This window comes from Micromonospora sp. MH99, assembly GCF_021442385.1.
In the GTDB taxonomy this organism is placed as follows: Bacteria; Actinomycetota; Actinomycetes; order Mycobacteriales; family Micromonosporaceae; genus Micromonospora.
Genome location: NZ_MUZA01000001.1, coordinates 170,665 through 190,696, shown reverse-complemented (window position 1 = coordinate 190,696; position 20,032 = coordinate 170,665). Strand labels below are relative to the sequence as shown.

General features: G+C 70.4%; 17 protein-coding genes. 7 read left to right on the top strand and 10 right to left on the bottom strand.

The window, feature by feature from the left end; genetic code table 11:
• Nucleotides 1–3 precede the first annotated feature (3 nt).
• The 4 genes from B0E54_RS00890 to B0E54_RS00875 form a co-directional block, all read right to left on the bottom strand.
• Nucleotides 4–468, bottom strand: a complete 465-nt coding sequence (locus B0E54_RS00890; protein WP_234581112.1) for a hypothetical protein — start codon at nt 466–468, stop codon at nt 4–6.
• The gene (locus tag B0E54_RS00885; RefSeq protein ID WP_234581111.1) at nt 459–6,860 is read right to left on the bottom strand and encodes an RHS repeat domain-containing protein; all 6,402 of its coding nucleotides are present in this window, start codon (nt 6,858–6,860) and stop codon (nt 459–461) included. The genes B0E54_RS00890 and B0E54_RS00885 overlap by 10 nt, the downstream gene beginning before the upstream one ends.
• Before the next feature lie 226 nt (nt 6,861–7,086).
• Nucleotides 7,087–8,205, bottom strand: a complete 1,119-nt coding sequence (locus B0E54_RS00880) for a Gfo/Idh/MocA family protein (protein WP_234581110.1) — start codon at nt 8,203–8,205, stop codon at nt 7,087–7,089.
• Nucleotides 8,175–8,885 carry a ThuA domain-containing protein gene (locus tag B0E54_RS00875; protein ID WP_234581107.1) on the bottom strand — a complete coding sequence of 237 codons (711 nt, stop codon included), beginning with the start codon at nt 8,883–8,885 and terminating at the stop codon, nt 8,175–8,177. The genes B0E54_RS00880 and B0E54_RS00875 overlap by 31 nt, the downstream gene beginning before the upstream one ends.
• A gap of 281 nt (nt 8,886–9,166) precedes the next feature.
• On the opposite strand from B0E54_RS00875, the gene B0E54_RS00870 reads away from it, so the two are divergent.
• The 3 genes from B0E54_RS00870 to B0E54_RS00860 all read left to right on the top strand — a co-directional run bounded on the left by B0E54_RS00870 (nt 9,167) and on the right by B0E54_RS00860 (nt 11,937).
• Complete coding sequence (locus B0E54_RS00870; RefSeq protein ID WP_234581106.1) at nt 9,167–9,787, top strand: TetR family transcriptional regulator; 621 nt, start codon at nt 9,167–9,169, stop codon at nt 9,785–9,787.
• A 124-nt stretch (nt 9,788–9,911) separates the two neighbouring features.
• Nucleotides 9,912–11,411 carry an FAD-dependent monooxygenase gene (locus B0E54_RS00865; protein ID WP_234581104.1) on the top strand — a complete coding sequence of 500 codons (1,500 nt, stop codon included), beginning with the start codon at nt 9,912–9,914 and terminating at the stop codon, nt 11,409–11,411.
• Nucleotides 11,412–11,547: 136 nt separating this feature from the next.
• Complete coding sequence (locus B0E54_RS00860) at nt 11,548–11,937, top strand: hypothetical protein (RefSeq protein ID WP_234581100.1); 390 nt, start codon at nt 11,548–11,550, stop codon at nt 11,935–11,937.
• Nucleotides 11,938–12,076: 139 nt separating this feature from the next.
• Here B0E54_RS00860 and B0E54_RS00855 read toward each other — a convergent pair whose 3' ends face one another.
• Complete coding sequence (locus B0E54_RS00855; protein WP_234581098.1) at nt 12,077–12,223, bottom strand: hypothetical protein; 147 nt, start codon at nt 12,221–12,223, stop codon at nt 12,077–12,079.
• A gap of 108 nt (nt 12,224–12,331) precedes the next feature.
• On the bottom strand, nt 12,332–12,715 hold the full coding sequence (locus tag B0E54_RS00850; RefSeq protein ID WP_234581096.1) for a hypothetical protein: 384 nt from the start codon (nt 12,713–12,715) through the stop codon (nt 12,332–12,334).
• A gap of 197 nt (nt 12,716–12,912) precedes the next feature.
• Here B0E54_RS00850 and nhaA point away from each other — a divergent pair, with 197 nt between their 5' ends.
• Both nhaA and B0E54_RS00840 read left to right on the top strand, forming a co-directional pair.
• Entirely contained in the window at nt 12,913–14,196 is a 1,284-nt protein-coding gene (gene nhaA, locus B0E54_RS00845; RefSeq protein WP_374109229.1) for a Na+/H+ antiporter NhaA, read from the top strand.
• Between the two features lie 70 nt (nt 14,197–14,266).
• A complete protein-coding gene (locus tag B0E54_RS00840; protein ID WP_234581093.1) occupies nt 14,267–14,713 on the top strand; it encodes a CBS domain-containing protein in 447 nt (148 codons plus the stop codon).
• 3 nt (nt 14,714–14,716) lie between these two features.
• On the opposite strand, the gene B0E54_RS00835 is transcribed toward B0E54_RS00840, so the two are convergent.
• From B0E54_RS00835 to B0E54_RS00820, 4 genes are all read right to left on the bottom strand, one after another.
• Nucleotides 14,717–16,006: an SLC13 family permease gene (locus B0E54_RS00835; RefSeq protein WP_234581091.1), complete on the bottom strand. Its 1,290-nt coding sequence runs from the start codon at nt 16,004–16,006 to the stop codon at nt 14,717–14,719.
• Between the two features lie 138 nt (nt 16,007–16,144).
• The gene (locus B0E54_RS00830; protein ID WP_234581090.1) at nt 16,145–16,705 is read right to left on the bottom strand and encodes a GerMN domain-containing protein; all 561 of its coding nucleotides are present in this window, start codon (nt 16,703–16,705) and stop codon (nt 16,145–16,147) included.
• On the bottom strand, nt 16,702–18,057 hold the full coding sequence (locus B0E54_RS00825) for a cell wall metabolism sensor histidine kinase WalK (RefSeq protein WP_234581086.1): 1,356 nt from the start codon (nt 18,055–18,057) through the stop codon (nt 16,702–16,704). The genes B0E54_RS00830 and B0E54_RS00825 overlap by 4 nt, the downstream gene beginning before the upstream one ends.
• Complete coding sequence (locus B0E54_RS00820; protein WP_234581085.1) at nt 18,054–18,743, bottom strand: response regulator transcription factor; 690 nt, start codon at nt 18,741–18,743, stop codon at nt 18,054–18,056. The genes B0E54_RS00825 and B0E54_RS00820 overlap by 4 nt, the downstream gene beginning before the upstream one ends.
• Nucleotides 18,744–18,895: 152 nt before the next feature.
• Here B0E54_RS00820 and B0E54_RS00815 point away from each other — a divergent pair, with 152 nt between their 5' ends.
• Nucleotides 18,896–19,324, top strand: coding sequence for an STAS domain-containing protein (locus B0E54_RS00815; RefSeq protein ID WP_234581084.1), 429 nt, complete (start codon nt 18,896–18,898; stop codon nt 19,322–19,324).
• Nucleotides 19,325–19,380: 56 nt separating this feature from the next.
• Nucleotides 19,381–19,986: an STAS domain-containing protein gene (locus B0E54_RS00810; RefSeq protein WP_234581083.1), complete on the top strand. Its 606-nt coding sequence runs from the start codon at nt 19,381–19,383 to the stop codon at nt 19,984–19,986.
• Nucleotides 19,987–20,032: the final 46 nt, after the last annotated feature.

The window sequence follows — 20,032 nt, the reverse complement described above, 5'->3', positions numbered from 1 at the left end:
GACTCACGTGTCAGCCTGCGCGTCGCAGAGCACGTCGATCCGTACGATCCGCGACGTGCCGTCCCGGACCGCCTGCTGCTGGCTGCTGTTCAGGTCGTCGTCGAGGTAGTCCACGGCCTTGGCCCGGTCCCGGATCTCGTACACCGTCACCGAGCAGGTGCCCGTGTCCGAGTCGGTGCCCCGGCCGGTGGCCAGGTAGTCGTAGAACAGGTACGACGTGTCCGTGCCGCCCGAGCTCAGGGTGAGCCCGGGGGCGGTGACCGGCGGAGCCCCTTCGCCGGCCGGCCCCAGGTAGGACCGACCTTCGCCGTTCGCGTACGCCGACTTGACCAACGTGAAGCCCTCTACCCGCACGCGATCGGCGTACCGCTGGGTCTCATTGCCGTCGCCGCAGCCCGCCGCGCCGACGGCCAGCAACACGGCCGTCACCACGATCAGGGTCCGGCGGGGCACCGACGTCAGGAACACGTGAACACTCCGGAGTGACAGACCATCTGATCAGCCGTCCAATAGTAGCGACCGATGGTCGTGGCATAGACCTTGCCGCGTGGGCCCAGATCGCCATTCTGCCGCACGGCTTCGTTGTAGTTGACTTCCCCGACGTTGTAGATCCCGGCGCCCACCTGCTGGGGCGTCCATCGCTGCTTCATGCCCACGGTGGCCGTCCGCTCCGCCACGGCCGTGGTGTCCTTCAGCCGGTACGCCGTCACCTTGATGGAGAGGTCGTTGTGCCAGATGAGCGAGGACCAGTCGACGTCTCCCAACGCCTCCGGGTGGTTCACCTTGGTGCTCTCGAACGCGTCCTGCTGGATGTTGCCCCAACCGATCGACGGAGGGTTCGCCTGTTCGCCCTTCTTGAAGCCCGTCACGTTGCCCACGAGCTGCTTCAGCGGGCCGTAGATGCCCAGCTTGTCGGCCACCACGCTGGCCGCTTGGACGTTCTGGTCGATCGACGCGTACTTCTCCGAGTTGCCCACCTCGGCCATCAGCACCGCGAGCAGCCACCGCGGGTCGATGTCGGCCTCCTGGGCCGACTCGACGGCCATCAGCATCCAGGCCGCCGGGCCACTCGGGTTCTTCCACCACGTGGCGCCGACCACCTTCTTGTACTTCTGCTCCCAATCCTTCGTCTTGGTCAGGCTCGGCGGGCGACGTCCACCCCAGCCGTTGCGCACCGGATCGTTGAACAGCTGCCTGCGGTTCTCGACGTCGTGCAGGATGTCCTGCTGGTACTCCTGCATCGAGACGCCCTCCGGGATGGTGCCCGTCGGGTCGGAGGCCGTCACCGGCGAGTTGTTCGCGTACGCGTAGGCGTGGAACTGCTGCGGGTCCTTGAGGTCCTGGACCGGGTCCACCGACACGAAGCGGCCGAGGCCGGGATCGTAGTCGCGGGCGCCGATGTGGGTCATGCCGGTCGGATCCTTGTCGCCGCCGACGAAACCCTTCGAGTTGCGCCACTGTGGCTGGCTGCCACGGGGATCGCCGTAGGGGGTCTGCCGCCGGACGGAGACCTGCTGGCTGAGCACGTCGACGCTGACCTGCTGAGTGCCCTGATGATCGGAGTAGAGCCAGGTCAGCCCGTTGGGGTCCCGGCTGGCCACGGTCCGACCGCTGAACGTGTAGTACCGGACGGCGGACGTCGTCGAGTTGCTGGCCCGCCGGATCTCCTGGCCAGGCAGGTAGAGGGTGGTGCCGGTGGCGTCCCGGCGGACGAGCCGGTTGCCGTCGACGTCGTACACGTTCGACTCGACGGACTGACCAGCAGCGCTCACGCTGGCCAGCTTGCCCTCGCTGTTCCAGCTCAACGCCTGGGAGTTGGTGTAGGCCGCGTCGCAGGTGTTGGCGGTGGTACCCGTCGGGCGACAGGTCATGTTGCCGGTGCTGTCGTATCCGTACCGGGTCGTCACCGCGGCGCCGGCGTTGATGGCAGTACTCACCGAATCCAGTCCGTGCGGGCGGACCTGGTCCTTGCCGCTGGCGGGCACCCCGTAGGTGCGGACCGTGTCACCGCCCGCGGTGTGCACGGTCTCGGTACGACGGTTGCCGATGTCGTCGATCTTCCACTCGTGCCAGTACGGGGCCGGGCCACCCAGGTTCGCCGTCGAAGGCGCCGTCGCGCAGGCGACCCCGGCCTTCGGCGACCACGCCGAGGTCAACCGGCGCAGCGAGTCGTAGCCGAAGCACTGGCTGTCCGCCGAACCCACCTGCGGCGCGTCCGCGACCGCGAGGATGTTCCCGGCGGCGTCGTAGCCATAGCTGGTGTCCTGCACCGTTCCGGCTGCCGTCTCGGGCTGCACCTTGTACCGCTCGAGCCGGCGGGTGGTCAGGTCGTAGTACGCCGCGTCCTCGACATACACCCCGCCGTTGATCTTCCGCGTGGTGACCGTCGGCTCGCCGTAGGCGGTGTACTGCTGGCCGATCACGTAGGCGCCCACGTTGATCAGGTTGGTGTCCAGTCCGCTGGGCAGACCTGTCGTGGCGTCGTACCGGGTGGTCACCGTCTCGGTGGTCAACCCGTTGGCGCCGGGCAGCGTCACAGAGGTCGGGTCGCCCGTGTAGGGCGAGTAGCCGAAGCCGTAGTTGTACGTTCCGGCGATGCCGGTGCCTTCCACGCCCGGAACCACGTACTGCGCACCGGTGGGCTGGTAGCGGTCGTTGTATCCGTTCACCCGGTAGGTGTAGGCGTTCGCCGAACCCGCGGGCTCGTAGCGGATGCTCTGGCCCAGCTGGCCCCGCAATGTCTGACCGGTGTACAGCCGGTCGTACTTCCACTCGGCCCGCTTCGTGCCGGCGGAGATCAGGTCGTCGTACATGCCGATCTTGCGGCCGAGCTTGTCGTATTCGTAGACGAGCACCTCACCACGGGCGTCGGTGCTCTTCACCAGGTCGCCGTAGTCGTTGTACTCGCTCAGGCTCGTGCCCTTGTCCGGATCGGTGGTGGCGGTCTTGCGCCCCCGGATGTCAACCGTGTACCGCCACTCGTTGCCCAGCGAATCGGTGACGGTACGCAGCTCGCCCTTGCTGTCGTACGCGTAACGCGTCGTCACGGTGCTGGACCCGAGCTGGCGCAGTTCGACGGTACGGCCCAGGGCGTCCACCACGGTCGTGGTCGGTACGCCTCCTGACGGCGGAGTGACGGTCGTGGCGTCACCGAGGTGCTCGGTGGTGGTGCGCCACTTCTCCACCAGGTTCGTCACCCCGTCGGTGCCGAAGAAGATCTGGTCGGTGGCCCGGGAGGCACCGTCGAACACGGTCTTCGTCAGCGCGGGAACGGACCACTCCGGCTCCCACCAGAGCGCGCCCGACGGCGTGCCCGGTTCGGCGTGGGCCGAGTAGGTGGTGACCGCCCGGCCGGCCTTGTCGTACAGGGTGTCGGTCACGACCCGACCACCGCCCACGGCCGCCGTCTGGACCTGTCGGGCCCGTAGCAGCGCGTCGAAGATCTGGTAGGACGTGGTGTACCCGCCGCCAGCGTGCAACGTCCGGCTGGTGGTGTAGGGGTAGGCGTCCCGCGCCGCGGCGAAGGTGTAGTCGTATCGCGCCGAAGGGCTGTTCGGGTGGTCGGCCTTCGCCCAGCCGATCTTCCAGACCTGTGCGGTACGGCCGAGGGCGTCGTACTCGATGTCGGTGACCCGCCCGTTGGGATCGGTGGTACGCACCGGCGAACCCCGGTACGGCTCCGACTCGATGGTGCTGACCCAGCCACTGCCGCCGTTGGGGTCCGCGGTGGTCGTGGTCAGCTTCCGCAGCGGTCCACCGGAAGCCGGTAGGTACGCCTTCGTGGTGACGTTGCCCCGGTCGTCGGTGCTTCGGGTCAGCCGTCCGAAGGCGTCATGGGCGGACTCGCTGCTGACCCGCCAGACCGTGCCGCTGGCGCTCGACCAGTCCTTCAGGCTCTCCACCTTGGTCACCAGCCCCTTGGTCGGGGCGGTGCCGACACTCGTCGCGCCGTCGTAGTAGCTCCGCTCGTCCGAGATGACGTCGTCGGGCCCGGCCGGCGCCACCCCGCAGGCCAGCGCCGTGACTGTGGTCTGCTTGACGGTCTCGACGAGATTCGTGGCGGTGTTGCGGTTGTAGCTGTACGTGGTGCACTTCTCGTCGCCGGTCTTCGCCGTGTCCCCGTCCTCCTGGGTCCACGTGGTTGTGCCGTAGGTGTCGTCGAAGCGGGACTCCGACCGGGTGGTGCGCCATCCCTTGGCCCCGTCCACCCCGAGCGCGGTGGCCGAGTAGGTGGTCATCGTCCGGGTGAACCGGGCGGTGACCGTGTCACCGTTGATCGTGCGGGAGGCCAGTGCGGGTGACATCCAGGGCACGTTGACGGTCTTGCTGACCGGCTTGGTGCTGACGCCGTTGTAGGTCACCTGCTCGCGGACCAGGCCCGCGAACTGGTCCTCGTCGTACACCGTCTCGCTGCCCAGCGACGCGCCGACCGGGACGGTCCGCGAGCCGCCCGAGATGGTCGCGCGGTCTCCGTGCATGCCGCGCAGGTACGTGGTGCGGGTCAGCGTCTGGTTCGGCGCGTCGCCGGTTCGGGTCTCGACAGTCGCGTAGCCCCGGAACTGGCTCCACGTCTTGCGCTTCGGCTTGACCAGGCCGTCGTCGTCGGCGTAGTGCCAGGCCGGCGTGCCCACGTAGGTGTAGAAGGTGTTCTTGACCGGCTGCCCGTGGTCGGTGCCGTTCACCATCACCATCAGGTCGGACTCGGAGATCTGGGTGACCACGTACTTGTGCCACCACTCGGTGATGTCCGGGCCGTCCGGGTCGTACGGGTCAGCGCCGACGACGGGGTAGCACCGCTTCGTGTTGTCGTAGGTCGTCGCGGGGAGGTTGCCCGACGAGCAGTCCGGAAGGCTGTAGGTGACCTGGATCTTGGCACCGGTCTCGGTGACGATGTTGCCGATGCGCATCCGGTTGTTGGTGGTGTTGTTCGACGTCAGCACGCGGTTGCGCAGAGCCACCGGCTCGAACGTCACGGGCGGCATGCTGACCGCCGTGCCGGCCAGGCCGGTGTGCGCGATCGCGCTCAGCCACATGCCGGCGTGGTCGCTGCCGTCACCGACTGCCGGATAGGTGTGCGTGAGGGTCCAGGAGTCCACGCCCTGCCAGGCCGGGGTGGTCTTGGTGGTGTCCCAGACCTGGGTGGTGATCTTCGACAGTCGCTTCGTCGACCAGTAGGTAGGTGAGTAGTTCTCCTTGCAGTTCGTCGCGGCGGCGGTGCACTCCTGGTCCCACGGCACATCCTTCCAATGCGCCGCGTCGTGCGTGCCGCAGTCGGCGTCGCAGCGGTCGGCAGTGGTGAAGAGCACCTGGGCGGTCGGCGTCACGGACCGGTCGGCGGAGCCCCGGTCCCACGTGCCGTAGTCGATGCGCGTGAGCGTGCCGGCCCGAATGTAGGACGCCTTGTCGGTGTTGGTGGCGTTGCGCCCGTAGTAGTTGGTCTCGGTGCCGTACCAGTAGGACATCGTGTTGCCACGGGGGTCGACCACGTAGTCGAGGTTCCACCGCCAGGCCTGGTTGCAGAACGAGCCGGTGAAGGAGCTGCTGTGGCACGGCTCGCCGCTCTGGTTCCCGGCCACCGGCACGGTCCACGTCGAGTTGGTCTTGGCCGACTGGCCGGGCAGGCCGTGCAGGCCGAAGAAGTACTGGACGCCGTCGGGCATGGTGACCTTCCAGTACTCCCCGTTGTCGTCACCGTTGCTGCCGCCGGTGACCTTCTCGATCTTCGAACCGTCCTCGCTGCGGGTACGCCAGCCCTTGCCGGCCTCGTACACCAGCTCGGAGCCGCGCCCGTTCAACGACAGGGTCGCGTTGTCCGACCGCCAGCACTGGTCGCCGGTCTTCTTGCTGCTGTTGCTGTTGGTCATGTCTTCGCCACAGCCGACGTACTTACGCTCGATGTAGCCGCCCCACAGGTCGAATCCCTCACCGACCCAGGTCGGCTGGTTGTTGTCGACGCCGGACTTGCCATCCATCGCTGCCGACGAGTAGCTGAGGGAGAACGTCGGCACCGGGCCGGCGATCGCCGGGGGCATCTTCATCGGATACGACCAGTTGAAGTCACCCGTCGCACCGCCTGCGGACCAGGTGGCTGACGGTGTGAGCGAGGTGGCGGTGTAGTCACCCTCAGACCCGGCGGCACCTGCCGCGAGCGCGACGAGAGTGGAGCCGGCGGAACGGGCGCCGGGCGCCGCCACCGGCACTGGCACCTCCGCGCTCACCTGGCCGTCCTTGTTGACCGACGGCATCGGCGTGGCGACGCAGCCGGGCGCCGGCCGGGCCTGCAGGGCGCATTCGGGCACCTGCCACAGGCGCAGCCGGGACGACCAGCTGCCGCCGATGGCGTTGCGGAATTCGCGGTAGTCCACCGAGACCGATGCGGCGCCGGAACCGGCTGCCGCGCCGCCCTCGGTCTTCGCGGCGGTGCCACTGACGCGCATCAGCAGGCCGTCCCGCCACTGCTCCGGCACTGCGGAACGGTCGAGCAGCTCGACCGCCACCGCGCCGGTCCGCTCTCCGCGCGGCCCGCCGGCCCGGCGCACCGTGACGGGCAGGGCGCCGGCGCGCACGGCAGGGGCGGCGCTCTGCCGCTGGCCCACGCCCGCTTCGGGCAGCCTTACTGTTGCCCGGCCGGGTTTCGGCCACACCGGAGCGGCGAGCTGGGCGTTGCGCGCCGCCTTCGCCGGCCACGCCCGCCCGGTGGCGGGCCCGCCGTCGGAATCCAACGCCTCGTGCTGGGCCGACAGGTGCGGTTTCGGTTTGGCCACCGCATCGGGCGGGGCCACCAGGACCGAGACGACCAGGGCACCGCTCAGCAGTGCCGCCGCGGCACGGTGCGAACCTGAACGTGATTTGGGCAGCATTGATCTATCCGGCGCCATCGCATCCCCCGTGATGAAGCTGAACCAGTTGGCGAACTGTAAGGTCTTGGGAACCGTCTGTCCATCCTGGTCACACAGGGTGATTCGGCCGAGGGCCGGCCGCCGGATCGCCAGCCGTGGCGGTCGTCCGGGCCTGCCGCGCGCGGCGATGTCAGCCGGACCGTACGGCGCACCTCACCGTCGGATCCGTGCTGGTGATGGCGGTACGTCAGCGTCCGTACGCGTGGCTTCCCCTCCAGTCGTGCACCGGAGTGAGCGGAACCGGCGTCGGCCGCTGCACCACGGTCGTCAGCTCGATCCGCCGGCCCTCGGCCGCCGAGGCGAGCAGCGAGGTCATCGTTTCGAGGACGTGCAGCGCGACGTCGCCGCCGGCCCGGGGCGACCGTTGACCGTCGGCGCTGACCAGATCGATCAGCCCGATGCCGCGGGAGCCCTCGACGTAACCGGCCCGCGGTTCGAGAACGCGCCATCCGCTGCCGCCCAGCGGAAAGACGCGGACGTCCCCGTCGAAGGTGTTCGGATCGGGTACGGCGAGCGTGCCGGTCTCTCCGTGCACCTCGATCGGCGCGGCAGTCGTCGCGACGCCGTCGAAGCTCGTGGTGATGGTGGAGAGCGCGCCGTTGGCATGCTCAAGCACACCTGTCACGTGAGTGTCCACCTGCGCCGGAATGCGCTGGCCGTTTCGGGGACCCGAGCCGATGACACGCTCGGCGCGCAGGCGGCTGGCCGCTCCGACGACCGCACGAACCGGCCCGAGCAGGTGGATCAGCGCCGAGATGTAGTACGGCCCCATGTCCAGCAACGGCCCCCCGCCCGGGGCGTAGTAGAAGTCGGGGTGGGGATGCCAGCGCTCGTGCCCCGGTGTGACCATCACAGCCGTCGCCGACAGCGGGCGTCCGATGAGCCCCCCGTCGATCGCCGCCCGCGCCGTCTGCGTGCCGGTGCCCAGGACGGTGTCCGGCGCACACCCGACGTGGACGCCCGCCGAGGAGGCACGTTCGATGATCGAGCGACCGTCCGGGATCGTCACGGCCAGAGGCTTCTCGACGTACACGTTCCTGCCCGCCTCGATCGCGCCGAGTGAGATCTCGGCGTGCGCCGCGGGGATCGTGAGATTGAGAACCGTCTGCACGTCCGGGCGAGCGAGCAGACGCTCGACGCCCATCGACTCGGCGCCGGGGATCTCGGCCGCCGCCGCGGCCGACCGGGAGGCGTCGAGGTCCGCCAGCGCGACGATGCTCACCGCCGGGTGGTTCGCGAGGGTGTCGAGGTACACGCGGGAGATGACCCCGAGACCTACGATGCCGACGCGGTGCGGCTCGCCCACACCATCCCCCTCTCGATGACGGTACGAACGTTCGCGTGCTCCAGCACGTCGAGGCTGTGCCCCGGTGTCGTCACGACGATGCGCCCGGCACCCCAGTGTCGAGTCCAGATCGCCGGCGAGGTGACCGGCCGGTGCCATGGATGCCACGCCTGCGTGGGGTGGGTCGTGACGGCCAGGACGTCGATCAGGTCGTCGTGCAGCACCCAGTACTGCTCGGTGACCAGGTCGAAGTCCTCGATTCCCGCGGTGATCGGATGCTCCCGGCCGAGGTCGGTGATGCGCACGGTGTGCGGCAGGAAGTTGTCCTCCGGGCCGCCGTGACGCTCGCACGGCTCCTTACCGGGGTGGGTCGCGAACTGGCCGCCCACCAGATGCAGGTACTCCGACGACGCGCGGAACGCGTCCACGATCCCGCCGTGCCAGCCGGTGAAACCCGTACCGGCGATGACCGCCGCGCTCAGACCCGCCACCTCGTCCGCGGTGATCTGCGACATCGTCATGCACTGCACGACCAGGTCGGTGGCGGCCATCTCGGCGGCATCGGCGTAGATCTCCGTCGACTCCTCGACCCGTACGGCATAGCCGTTCCGTTCGAGGAAGGGGATGAACAACTCCGTCGCCTTGACCGGCTGGTGTCCCTCCCAGCCGCCCCGAACCACGAGTGCTCTCGGCTGCGCCACCCGCGCTCCCTTCCACGCTCCGTCGCCACCGGGCCGGTCGTTGCCGCCCCGACGACGTGCCATCGGTGTCCGTGCTTGTCGAGCACAGAAACCGTACCCGTGGTCGCGGGCAAAGGCCGGAGTCGCGGAGCGGTCGCGGGGTGCGCGCGGGCGGACGCGGAGCACCGGACCAGGGCCGCTTCAGGATCGGGAACGTCGCTGTTTCGGGTGAGCCGCACGCCAGCGGCATTTTGCGTGTCACGCATCTTTGCGGAACACGCAACTAGTGTTACCGTGGTGGCATGACAGGGCTGCGGGAGCGCAAGAAGGCCGAGACGCGGGCGGCGCTCGGCTGGGCCGCGATCCACCTCACCGCGGAGCGCGGCTACGACAACGTCCGCGTCGAGGACATCGCCGAGGCGGCCGGCGTCTCCCCGCGCACCTTCAACAACTACTTCTCCAGCAAGGCCGAGGCGATCGCCTCGCGTCACCTCGACCGCAGCCTGCGCACCGCCGCCGCGCTGCGCGAGCGCCCCGCCGACGAGCCGCTCTGGGCGGCGCTCACCCAGGCCTCGCTGGAGCAGTTCACCCGCGGCCCCGAGGTCGACGCCATGCCGTCTCCCGCGCACGCCCAGTGGGTGGCCGGCGTCCGCACCATGCTCGCCGAGCCCGCCCTACAGGGCGAGCGACTGCGCGCCGTCGCGATCGCCGAGGCCGAATTGGCCGCCGCGGTCGCCGAGCGCACCGGCACCGACCTCGCCACCGACATGTACCCGCGGCTCGTCGCGGCCGCCGCCAGCGCCGCCGTCGCCGTCGCCATGCAGCACTACCTCGACAGCCCCGACCCACCCACCCCGATCGAGCACCTCATCACCGACGCCTTCACCCAGGTCGCCGCCGGCCTCCCCGCGCCGCCCCGCTGAACCCCGACCCTCGCTCGGGGCACCGCCGCACCCACACGTCTCCAGCAGCGTCCCACCCCACGGTGAGCCGGCCGCGTGCCGCGCCCGTCGGGGCGATGACGCACGCCCCGAAGGGATCACTGTCATGATCGACGTCCTCATCGTCGGAGCCGGCCCCAACGGCCTCATGCTCGCCTGCGAGCTGGCCCTGGCCGGCGTCCATCCCGTCGTCCTGGAACGCCACGTCACACCCACCGGCGAGCCCCGCGCCAACGGCGTCGTCGGCCAGGTCGTCCGCCTGCTCGACCGGCGCGGCCTCTACACGCGGCTCAGTGGCGAGAGCACCCCGCCGTCGCCCCAACCAGCCTTCGTCTTCGGCGCGTTTCCGCTGGACCTCACGATGCTCGCGGAGAACCCGCACTACGTGCTCGGCGTGCCGCAAGCCCAGCTGGAGGCCACCCTCGCCGCCCGGGCAACCGAGCTCGGAGTCGACCTGCGCCGCGGCCACGAGGTGGTCGACCTTCGCCAACGCCCCGACGCGGTAGAGGTCTGCCTTGCCGACGGTACGCAGCTCACCGCCCGCTTCGTCGTCGGTGCCGACGGCGGCCGCAGCGTGGTGCGCCGCCTCGCTGGCATCGACTTCCCCGGCGTCACGAACGACCGGTCGGTCTCGCGCACCGCCACGGTGACCGTCCCCTCGTCATCAGTCGATCCCGAGACCGGCGGCCTGCGCGTCCCCGGTCACGGCGTCGTCGCGCCGTTCCAGCACACCCGCACCGGGCGTGGCCTGATCGCCTGGGCCCCGTTCCCCGGCCGCCCGGCGATCCTGAGCACGACGGAGTGGCCCGACGTCCCGGCGAGCGACGAGACCCCGATGAGCCTGGCGGAGCTACGCGCCAGCGTCGCCCGGGTGCTCGGCGCCGAGGTTCCCTTCGGCGAACCGGACGGCCCCGGCCTGCTGCGTCGGCTGGCCGGCCAGAACACGCGCATCGCCGCCCGCTACCGCGCCGACCGGGTGCTGCTGGTGGGCGACGCCGCGCACGTGCACCCGGCGATCGGCGGCCCCGGGCTCAACCTGGGCCTGCAGGATGCCGTCAACCTGGGTTGGAAGCTCGCCGCCACCGTGCGCGGCTGGGCGCCGCAGGGCCTGCTCGACACGTACGAGACCGAGCGCCGCCCCGTCGCCGAACGGGTGGTCATGTCCACCCAGGCGCAGTCCGCGCTCATCGGCCCCGGCGACGAGATCACCGGCCTGCGGGAACTCTTCGCCGAACTGCTGCGCAAGCCGGAGGTGACCGGGCACATCGCGGCGCTGATGTCCGGCGCGGACATCCACTACCCCGCCGACCCCGCCGATCCGTTGGCCGGCCGGTGCGCCCCCGATGTGGTCGTGCACGGCGACCACGGCGCGGTACGCCTCGCCGAGCTGACCCGCACCGCCCGGCCGTTGCTCCTGGATTCCACGGGTGTCTACGCCGAGGTGGCCGCGCCCTGGCGCGACCGGGTCGACGTCGTCACCGGCGCGTTGCGGGGCACGACCGCGACCGCCCTGCTCGTACGCCCCGACTGCTTCGTCGCCTGGTCCGCCGGGGATGCGGACACGCTGCGCGCCTCGCTCACCCACCACTTCGGCCTGCCCGGGTGACCGGAGAACCCAGTCCTTTCGGCAGGCTGGGCTCCGGCTCTCGTGCGGCACGCCCGACGGGCCGTATCGTGGCACGCAGAGACGACGATCCGCGGTCTTCGATGAGACACCACCTGCGGCGGTCGAGGAGAACATGATGATCGGTGCGGCGACCATCGGTGCGATCGCGGCGGTCCTGCTCGTCGGTGTGGTGGTCGTCGTCCGCAGACCGGACGACTCTCGACGGGTCCTGCGCTGGTCGGCCCTGGCCATCACCGTGCTGGTCGCCGCAGTGCTGACCCCCTTCACCGTCGACGACTCCGGGGGCGCGGCCGGCTATCTGCTCGGGGTGCCTGTCGTCGCCGCGTCGCTGCCGGTCCTGGCACAGTGGATCGGCCGGCCGAGCCTGGTCGTCGACCTGACGGCCGCGCTGATCATCGTCGGGTGGGGGCTGCTGCTCGGGCTGGGCGTCGGCGGCGCGTTCCTGCCGGCCGCGGCGCTGCTCATCGCCTGCGCCGGGGCACCCCGAGCGTCCACCACCGCCTGACCGCACGCGTCCCAGGGACGCCGTTGGCGTCGGTCGCGTCCATCGCCGAGTCCATGGCCGACCCGGCGACGTGGAGTGGCCGGGTGCCGGCAACGCTGTCGGGCGCTGGTTGCCGGCCACCGACCACACCGACGACGGATCAGCCGGTGATCACCGGCCAGGCGTAGGCGAGCAGGGCGCAGGCGGCGCCCAGCAGCGCGAACGAGACACCCCGAGTGGGCAGCGGCAGTGCGGCGAGCACGATCAGGATGACCGCGATGATGTAGAGAAATGCCTGGGCCGACATGAGACTCTCCTGGAATCGATGAGTTGGGGGGACCGACGGTGACCGCCGGGGTGACACTCCCCGCCCGTGCGCGAACGCCGTACCGGCGGGCCGGGCGTGCGGGCGTGATCAGCCATCCGGCGTGAAGAGCCCCTGAATGCCGACGACGATCGCGATGAGACCGAAGATCGCGAGCAACAGGCGGACCCCTGTCGCGCCGTCCGACCGCTCCTCGCGGGACGCCGGCCGGCCGGTCAGCCGGCCCCACAACAAGGCGAGCCCCACACCGATCCCCACCACCTCGAAGTGGAACACCCGAGGACCGGACACCAGGTGGACGATGAGGTAGTAGCCGCCGGTCACGAGCGCCACGAGGCCGACCACCCACGCGATCGGGGCCGCCCGACCAGCGAGGCGACCCAGGTCGTCACCGACGCGTGGCAACAGCCGCAGCACAGGGACGGCGAGCAGGAAACCGCCAACGATGTTGGCGAGGTCAAGCAGCAGAGCCATGATCACGAGGGTCTCCGTCGATCGGATGATCAGCCGGTGGGAGCGTACCCACGGACCCGGTCGGTTGAAACGAGATCGAGCGGCCGACGGCTGCCGGGCCGGTGGCCGAAAGGCCCCGGTAGGATGGGTCCCGGTGCGCCGGGAAGTCTGGTCGGCAAATGGTTCCGACCCGTCTTTCGAAAGTTGGCCCGCTTGTGCTGTCGAACCCCCAGTCACCCCCTCGTGTCTTCGGCCGTGGTTCCTGGGCTGAGGCCCGGCGCATCGCCGACGTGCTGCGCAAGGAGACGATTGGCGGCGCGCTGCTGCTGATCGGTGCCGTCGTGGCGCTGATCTGGGCGAACTCACCCTGGGCGCACCGCTATGAGGCGATGACGGCGTTCACCGTCGGGCCGCACGCGCTGCACCTCGACCTGTCGCTGGCGATGTGGGCGGCCGACGGGCTGCTGGCGATCTTCTTCTTCGTCGCCGGTCTCGAACTCAAGCGCGAGTTCGTCGCCGGCGACCTGCGTGATCCCCGCCGGGCCGCGGTCCCGGTCGCCGCCGCGGTCGGCGGCGTACTCGTGCCGGCCCTGCTGTACGCGGCGGTGAACTGGGGCGGCGCGGTGAAGGGGTGGGCGGTTCCGACCGCCACCGACATCGCGTTCGCCCTCGCCGTGCTGGCGGTGATCGGCAGGCATCTGCCGAGCGCGCTGCGCACCTTCCTGCTGACCCTGGCGGTGGTGGACGACCTGCTGGCGATCGTCATCATCGCGGTCTTCTACACCGCCCATCTGTCTCTGCTGCCGCTGCTGGCCGCAGTGGTGCCGCTGGGCCTGTTCGCTCTGCTGGTGCAGCGTCGGGTGCGCTCCTGGTGGCTGCTCCTGCCGCTGGCGTTCGCCACCTGGGCGCTGGTGCACGCCTCCGGCGTGCACGCCACCGTCGCCGGGGTGCTGCTCGCCTTCGCCGTGCCGGTGCTGCGCTCCACGGGGGCCGGCCCCGGGCCCGGCCTGGCCGAGCACTTCGAGCACCGGTTCCGGCCGATCTCCGCAGGCGTCGCGGTGCCGGTGTTCGCGCTGATGTCCGCCGGGGTGGCCGTCGGCGGGCTCGACGGCCTGACGCAGGCATTCATGGACCCGATCGCCGTGGGCATCATGCTCGGTCTGGTCGTCGGCAAGCCGATCGGCATCCTGCTGGCAACCTGGCTCGTCGCCCGGTTCACCCGGGCCCGACTGGACTCGGGGCTGGCCTGGATCGACGTGGCCGGCCTGGCCGTGCTGGCCGGCATCGGGTTCACCGTCTCGCTGCTGATCGGCGAACTCGCCTTCGGCATCGGCACCGACGCCAACGGCCGGGTCAAGATCGCCGTGCTGGCGGGCTCCGTGATCGCCGCCGCGCTCGCCACGATCATCCTGCGGGCCCGCAATCGCGTGTACCGGCAGATCTACGAGGCCGAGCAGGTCGACAGTGACCGTGACGACGTTCCCGACGTCTACCAGCAATAGGCCCGCCGCCCCACGCGCTGCCAGGGCGCATCAGCGCGGGCGACGCGGCGTCCGGGCGTATCGTCGGTGCATGCGCGCGAGCGATGTGGCCATCCCGATGGAGACCGTCACCGAGGACATGCCGGCCCGCGAGGCCGCGCGGATCCTGGCGGCGCAGGACCTGCCCGGTCTGATCGTGGTGGACACCAAGGGCCGTCCGTCGACGGTGCTGGCCGGCACGCAGGTGCTGCGAATGGCGCTGCCGTCCTACTGCCAGGACGATCCGACGTTGGCCCGGGTGATCGACGAGGCCGCTGCCGACGTGATCCTGGAGGGCATCGGCGACCGCACCGTCGCGGACCTGCTGCCCCGCAACCGCCCGGACCTGCCGGCCGTCGGCGCCGACGCCACCCTGCTTGAGGTCGCCTCGGTGATGGCCCGATCGAATGTGCCGCTGGTCGCGGTCGTCGACCGCGACCGGGTGATGACCGGCGCGATCACCCTGGACGGGCTGCTCGACCGGATGCTCGGCACCTGAGCGTCAGAAGAATCGCAACCACAGGTACGGCACCGCGATCGCCACCGAGATGACTGTGACGATCAGACCGTACTTGGTGAATCCCCAGAACGTGATCTTGTGCCCGGCTCGTTCGGCGATGCCGAGCACCACCACGTTCGCCGACGCGCCGACGGCAGTGGCGTTGCCGCCGAAGTCAGCCCCGATGGCGAGCGCCCACCACAGCACCTGAGCCTTGTCGAGCCCACCTTCGGCGTTCACCAGCTCGCTCACGATCGGGCTCAACGTCGCCACGTACGGGATGTTGTCCACGATCGCCGACAGCCCCGCCGACGCCCACAGCATCAACATGGTGGCCGGCCACAGTTTGCCCCCGACGGCCTCGGTCGCCGACCGGGCGATGCTGTCGATCACCCCGGTGGCGACCAGGGCTCCGACCATGATGAACAGGCCGGCGAAGAACACCAGCGTCGGCCACTCGACGTCCTTGACCACGTCGTCCGTGTCCAGCCGCGACAACGCCAGCAACAGCAGGCCACCGAGTATGGCCACCACCGACGGCTCCAGGTGCAGCACCGTGTGCAGGCTGAACGCGAGCAGCACCGTGCCGAGCACCACCAGGCTGATCACCACCAGGCGGCGGTCGCGAATCGCGTCCGCCTCCCGCAGCGCCATCACCCGGGCCGCGCGCTCGGCGTCGTAGCGGAACGCCGTGCGGAACATGATCCGGCACAGGCCGATGAACACGACGAGCACGATCAGCACCAGCGGGGCCATGACGTTCAGGAAGTCGGTGAAACTCAGCCCCGACCGGCTGGCGATGATGATGTTCGGCGGGTCGCCGACCAGGGTGGCGGCACCGCCGATGTTGGACGCCATGACCTCGGCGATCAGAAACGGGATCGGCGGCACGCCGAGCCGCTCGCAGACCAGCAGCGTCACCGGGGCCACCAGCAGCACTGTGGTGACGTTGTCCAGCGCCGCCGACACCACGGCGGTCACCACGACCAGGATCACCATGATCGGGAACGGACGGCCCCGGGCCTTCTTCGCGCTCCAGATCGCCAGGTACTCGAACAGGCCGGTGCGTTTCAGCACACCGACGATCAGCATCATTCCCAGCAGCAGGAAGATGACGTTCCAGTCGATGCCCGCCTCTTCGGAGAAGAACGCGTGCTCGGCATCGGTCGCCCCGATCGCCAACATGATCGATGCGCCGCCCAGGGCCACCGTCACCCGGTTGATCTTCTCGGTGGCGATCAGGACGTACGCGGCGACGAACACGGCCACCGCGATCCAGGCCAGGATGCTCATTCGGCGCTTCTCCGGTTCTGGTCAGCCGTCATCGCAACGCCGACCAGGCTTCCCGGCACACCTGAGATCAACCTATCAGCCTGGGCGGTCAGCATCGGGCGTGGTGACAGGCGGGCGATGCGCAGGGTGTGCGACGGCTCACCGTGGGGTGATCAGCGGAGCATAGTCGGTGCGGGTGAGCGGCTGCTCGGACAGCGATCCGTCGGCGCGGGGCACTCCCAGCGGCCTGCCGTCGCGAAGGAACGTCACTGAGGTGACGTCGTCGCGGCTGGTGAGGGTGCAGACGATCTGTCCGAAGGCAAGGACCTCGTCGCTACGGCCGGCGTCGTCAGCGGGTTCGTCGACCGCGACCCGGGCCTGGGTGCCGGTCACTGTCACACCGGCGGCATTGACCGCTCCCGGCAGCGCGCTGGTGAGGTCGGCGTCGCGTTCGGCCCCGGTGGGCCCCGACAGCAGATGCCGCAGCTGGTCCTCGATGCCGCGTGAGCGCTCGACGCGCCGGAGCACCGGGACGATCCGGTTGTCGCGGACCAGGCAGAGTGTCTCGGTGGCCGGGCCGACCGGCGCGGTCTCGGCGGGAGCGGAGGTCGGAAACGGCCCGCGTGGCGGTGGCACCGCGCGAGGCGCCTCGTCGGTGGGGATGCCACAGCCGGCCAGTAACGCGACAAGCCCTACGGCGAGCAGGTGACGGCGCCTCACGTCAGGCTCTCCGGCAGCGTGACGCGAAAGCGGGCACCCCCGCCGGGACGGTCGGTGACAGCGACGTGTCCGCCGTGCGCGGCGGCGTGCTGGACGACCAGCGCCAGACCGAGGCCGGTACCGTCGCCGGCACCCCGGGTGTGGGCAGCTCGCCCGCGGACGAAGCGATCGAAGATCGCTTCTCGGTCCTCGACGGGGACGCCCGGGCCGTCATCCTCGACCTCGATGACGCCCGCGCTGCCGTCGCGATCGAGCAGGACGGACGTCGGGCCACCCCCGTAGGTCACGGCGTTGTCCAACAGGTTCGCCAGCACCTGCGTGACGCGTCGCCGCTCGACCCGCCACGTCGCGGGCACCTCGGGTGCGAGGCGAACGACCGACGCGGGCAGGTCGAGAGTGTGGCAGGCGTCCCGGGCCAGCGCCACCACGTCCACGGGGGCGCGGTGGGCTGGCCGGTCGCTACGGGCCAGGTCGATCAGGTCGTTGACGAGCCGCTGGAAACGGTCTATCTCGTCGGCGACCAGCCCCGCCGCGATCGCCGTCCGCTCGTCCTGCTGTTCCCGACGGCGAGCCAGGACGCTGGCCGCGGCGGCGAGGGTCTGCAGCGGCGAGCGCAGTTCGTGACTGACGTCGGCGGCGAAACGGCGGTCGCGCTCGATGCGGTGGGCGAGCCGGTCGACCATCTGGTTGAACGAGGAGGACAACCGGGTCAGGTCGGGGTCGGTGGCCGGGTCCAGCCGGGCCGTGAAGTCACCAGCGGCGATTTTCTCCGCCGCGTCGGCGACCGCCGTCAGCGGGCGCAGTCCGTGCCGGGTGGCGTACCAGCCCAGCGCGGCGCCAGAACCGGCGATCATGATGGCCACCGTGGTCAGGGCGAGCGCCAGGACCTGGACCGTCTGCTCCAACTCGCGCAGCGAGTTGACCTCGAAGTACGTTGCTGTGGCGGACAGGGGGACGCCGACCACCAGGACGGGCTGGCCGTCCACCCGCACCCGCTGCACCGCCGGTTGCCCGGACGCCACGGTACGTCGCAGGTCGACGGGAATGGCGGTGGTGGGGCCAGGGTCGGCGGTGCGGGCGTACCACTCGCCGTTGAGGTGCAGCACCGGACGGCGACCGCCCCCGGTGTCCAGCGACCGCAGCACCGCCACGACGTCGGGAGTGTCGGTGTCGATCCCGGCACGAACCACTGTCGCATCGAAGTACGCGGCGCGCAGGGCCGTGCGTTCCCGCTCACCGATCAGGGAACGACGAGTCAGCTCGTAGGAGACCAGGGCCATTGAGGCGGCGAGCAGGAGCGCCCCGACGGCGAACGCGGCGGTGACCCTGGTCCGCAGTCCGAGGCGCCTCATCGCTGCAACTTGTAGCCCAGACCCCGCAGGGTGACCAGATGCCGCGGGTTCGTCGGGTCCGGCTCGATCTTCTGCCGCAACCGGCCGACGTGCACGTCGACCAGTCGCTCATCACCGATGTCGTACCCCCAGACCCGCTGCAGCAACTGCTGGCGCGACAACACCCGGCCGGCGTGTTCGGCCAACTCGCACAACAGCCGGAACTCGGTGCGGGTCACGGCGACGGGCTGGCCGCCACGGCTTACCTCGCCCGCATCGGGACTGATCTCCAGCTCGCCGAAGGCCAGCACGGGCACCCGGTCCGATGCCGATTCCCCGAAGCCGGTGCGAGCGCGGCGGCGCAGGGCGCGCAGTCGCGCCGTCAGTTCCTTGATCGCCACCGGCTTGACGAGGTAGTCGTCGGCGCCGGCTTCGAGGGCGGCGACGATGTCGTGGGTATCGTCGCGGGCGCTGATCACCACGATGGGTACGTCGTCGTCGCGGCGGAGCTGCCCGATGCACTCGAAACCGTCGAGTCCGGGCAGCATCAGGTCGACCAGCACGTAGTCGGCGGGGTCGCGGCGCTGCGCGCGCAGACCCTCCTCGGCGGTGGCCGCGCCCACCGCGTCGTAGCCCTCGTCCTCGAGTGCGAGCAGCAGCGCCAAGCGGATCCGGTCGTCGTCCTCGATCACCAGTACGGCCGTCATGACCGGCATCATCCCCAGGGCACCGGCACCGCGGCCAATCGCGGCCGGTGGCCTGCTGATTTGTCACGCAACTGTCATAGATCCGCGCGGGAACCGCCAAGCCCGCCCGGCACGGTACAGGCGACCAGGACCACGACGAGAGGGGTACGACCGTGACCGGCCCACTGCAACCGAGGTCGTACGCGCTGCCGTTGGTGGAGGTGTCCATCAAGCAGCTCGACCTGGCCTGCCTGGCGGAGACCGGAGCCGCGTTGGACGAGCTGCTCGCGCTGCGCCCCCGGCGGGTCGTGGTCGATCTGGCCGGGTGCCGCTACATCGATGCCGCCGCCATCGGCCTGCTGCTCGACGTGCACCGACGGCTGACCCGCATGGACGGGGTCCTCGTCGTACGCAACCCGAACCACCGGATCCAACGCATTCTGCACCTTGCCCGTCTGGACCAGGTCCTGCCGATCGTCACCGGAACGTCGCCGGCACCGCGCGGCGGCCCGACGCCGCAGGACGAGTCGGGGCCCGCGGAGCCGACGCTTGTCGCTGTCGGCAGAGCCCGCGTCGACCACTCGGGCTCGTCGCGGTCCTGAGATTTCGTTCCCACCACCGCCGGCCAGACATCCCGGGCACAGGAAGGACCAGCAGCATGACAGTCGTCCCGGACGACCACCTGATGACACTGATCTGCGACACCTGCGGTGACAGCATCACGGCCGCCGCGTGCGTGCTCCCCGACGCGGAGGTGGTGTGGACGCTCGTGTCGGAGCACGGCTGGAGCGGTTCCCCGTTCGCCACCGGCCCGCACCGCTGCCCTCACTGCAGCCTGCTTCCGCCCGCCCGTCCCGGGCACTCGTGGGGCGAGGGCCACGGTTCCGGCGAGGTTCTCGGCATCGACCACCTCGACGACGCGACAGTCGTCACGACCACCGGTGACATCGACCTCGATACGGGCGAAGCGCTGCGCGCCGCACTACGCGACGCGGTCGACGCGGACGGTCCCGTGGTCGTCGACCTCAGCCGGGTACACGTCATCGACTCCACCGGCCTCGGTCTGCTGGTGCGGGCACACCTCGACGCCCGCGAGCGGGGTGTCACCCTCTGCCTCGCCGCGCCGTCGCGGTTCATCCGCACCGTCCTGCACACGATGCGCCTTGACGGGGTCTTCCCGATCTTCGACAGCCGCGACGACGCTCTCGCCCGAATGCCCCGGCCCGCGCTGTCCACGCCGACGGCCAGCGGAACCCAGGGCTGACGGGTCGTACGCGGACACGCTGAGCGCCAAACTCGGCCGAGCGCCG

What these genes read in the sequence shown, in the direction of transcription:
- B0E54_RS00885 (WP_234581111.1), bottom strand. Translation starts at nt 6,860, where the DNA reads ATGCTGCCCAAATCACGTTCAGGTTCGCACCGTGCCGCGGCGGCACTG.
- B0E54_RS00870 (WP_234581106.1), top strand. Translation starts at nt 9,167, where the DNA reads ATGACAGGGCTGCGGGAGCGCAAGAAGGCCGAGACGCGGGCGGCGCTC.
- B0E54_RS00865 (WP_234581104.1), top strand. Translation starts at nt 9,912, where the DNA reads ATGATCGACGTCCTCATCGTCGGAGCCGGCCCCAACGGCCTCATGCTC.
- B0E54_RS00860 (WP_234581100.1), top strand. Translation starts at nt 11,548, where the DNA reads ATGATCGGTGCGGCGACCATCGGTGCGATCGCGGCGGTCCTGCTCGTC.
- B0E54_RS00855 (WP_234581098.1), bottom strand. Translation starts at nt 12,223, where the DNA reads ATGTCGGCCCAGGCATTTCTCTACATCATCGCGGTCATCCTGATCGTG.
- B0E54_RS00850 (WP_234581096.1), bottom strand. Translation starts at nt 12,715, where the DNA reads ATGGCTCTGCTGCTTGACCTCGCCAACATCGTTGGCGGTTTCCTGCTC.
- B0E54_RS00840 (WP_234581093.1), top strand. Translation starts at nt 14,267, where the DNA reads ATGCGCGCGAGCGATGTGGCCATCCCGATGGAGACCGTCACCGAGGAC.
- B0E54_RS00835 (WP_234581091.1), bottom strand. Translation starts at nt 16,006, where the DNA reads ATGAGCATCCTGGCCTGGATCGCGGTGGCCGTGTTCGTCGCCGCGTAC.
- B0E54_RS00825 (WP_234581086.1), bottom strand. Translation starts at nt 18,057, where the DNA reads ATGAGGCGCCTCGGACTGCGGACCAGGGTCACCGCCGCGTTCGCCGTC.
- B0E54_RS00820 (WP_234581085.1), bottom strand. Translation starts at nt 18,743, where the DNA reads ATGACGGCCGTACTGGTGATCGAGGACGACGACCGGATCCGCTTGGCG.
- B0E54_RS00810 (WP_234581083.1), top strand. Translation starts at nt 19,381, where the DNA reads ATGACAGTCGTCCCGGACGACCACCTGATGACACTGATCTGCGACACC.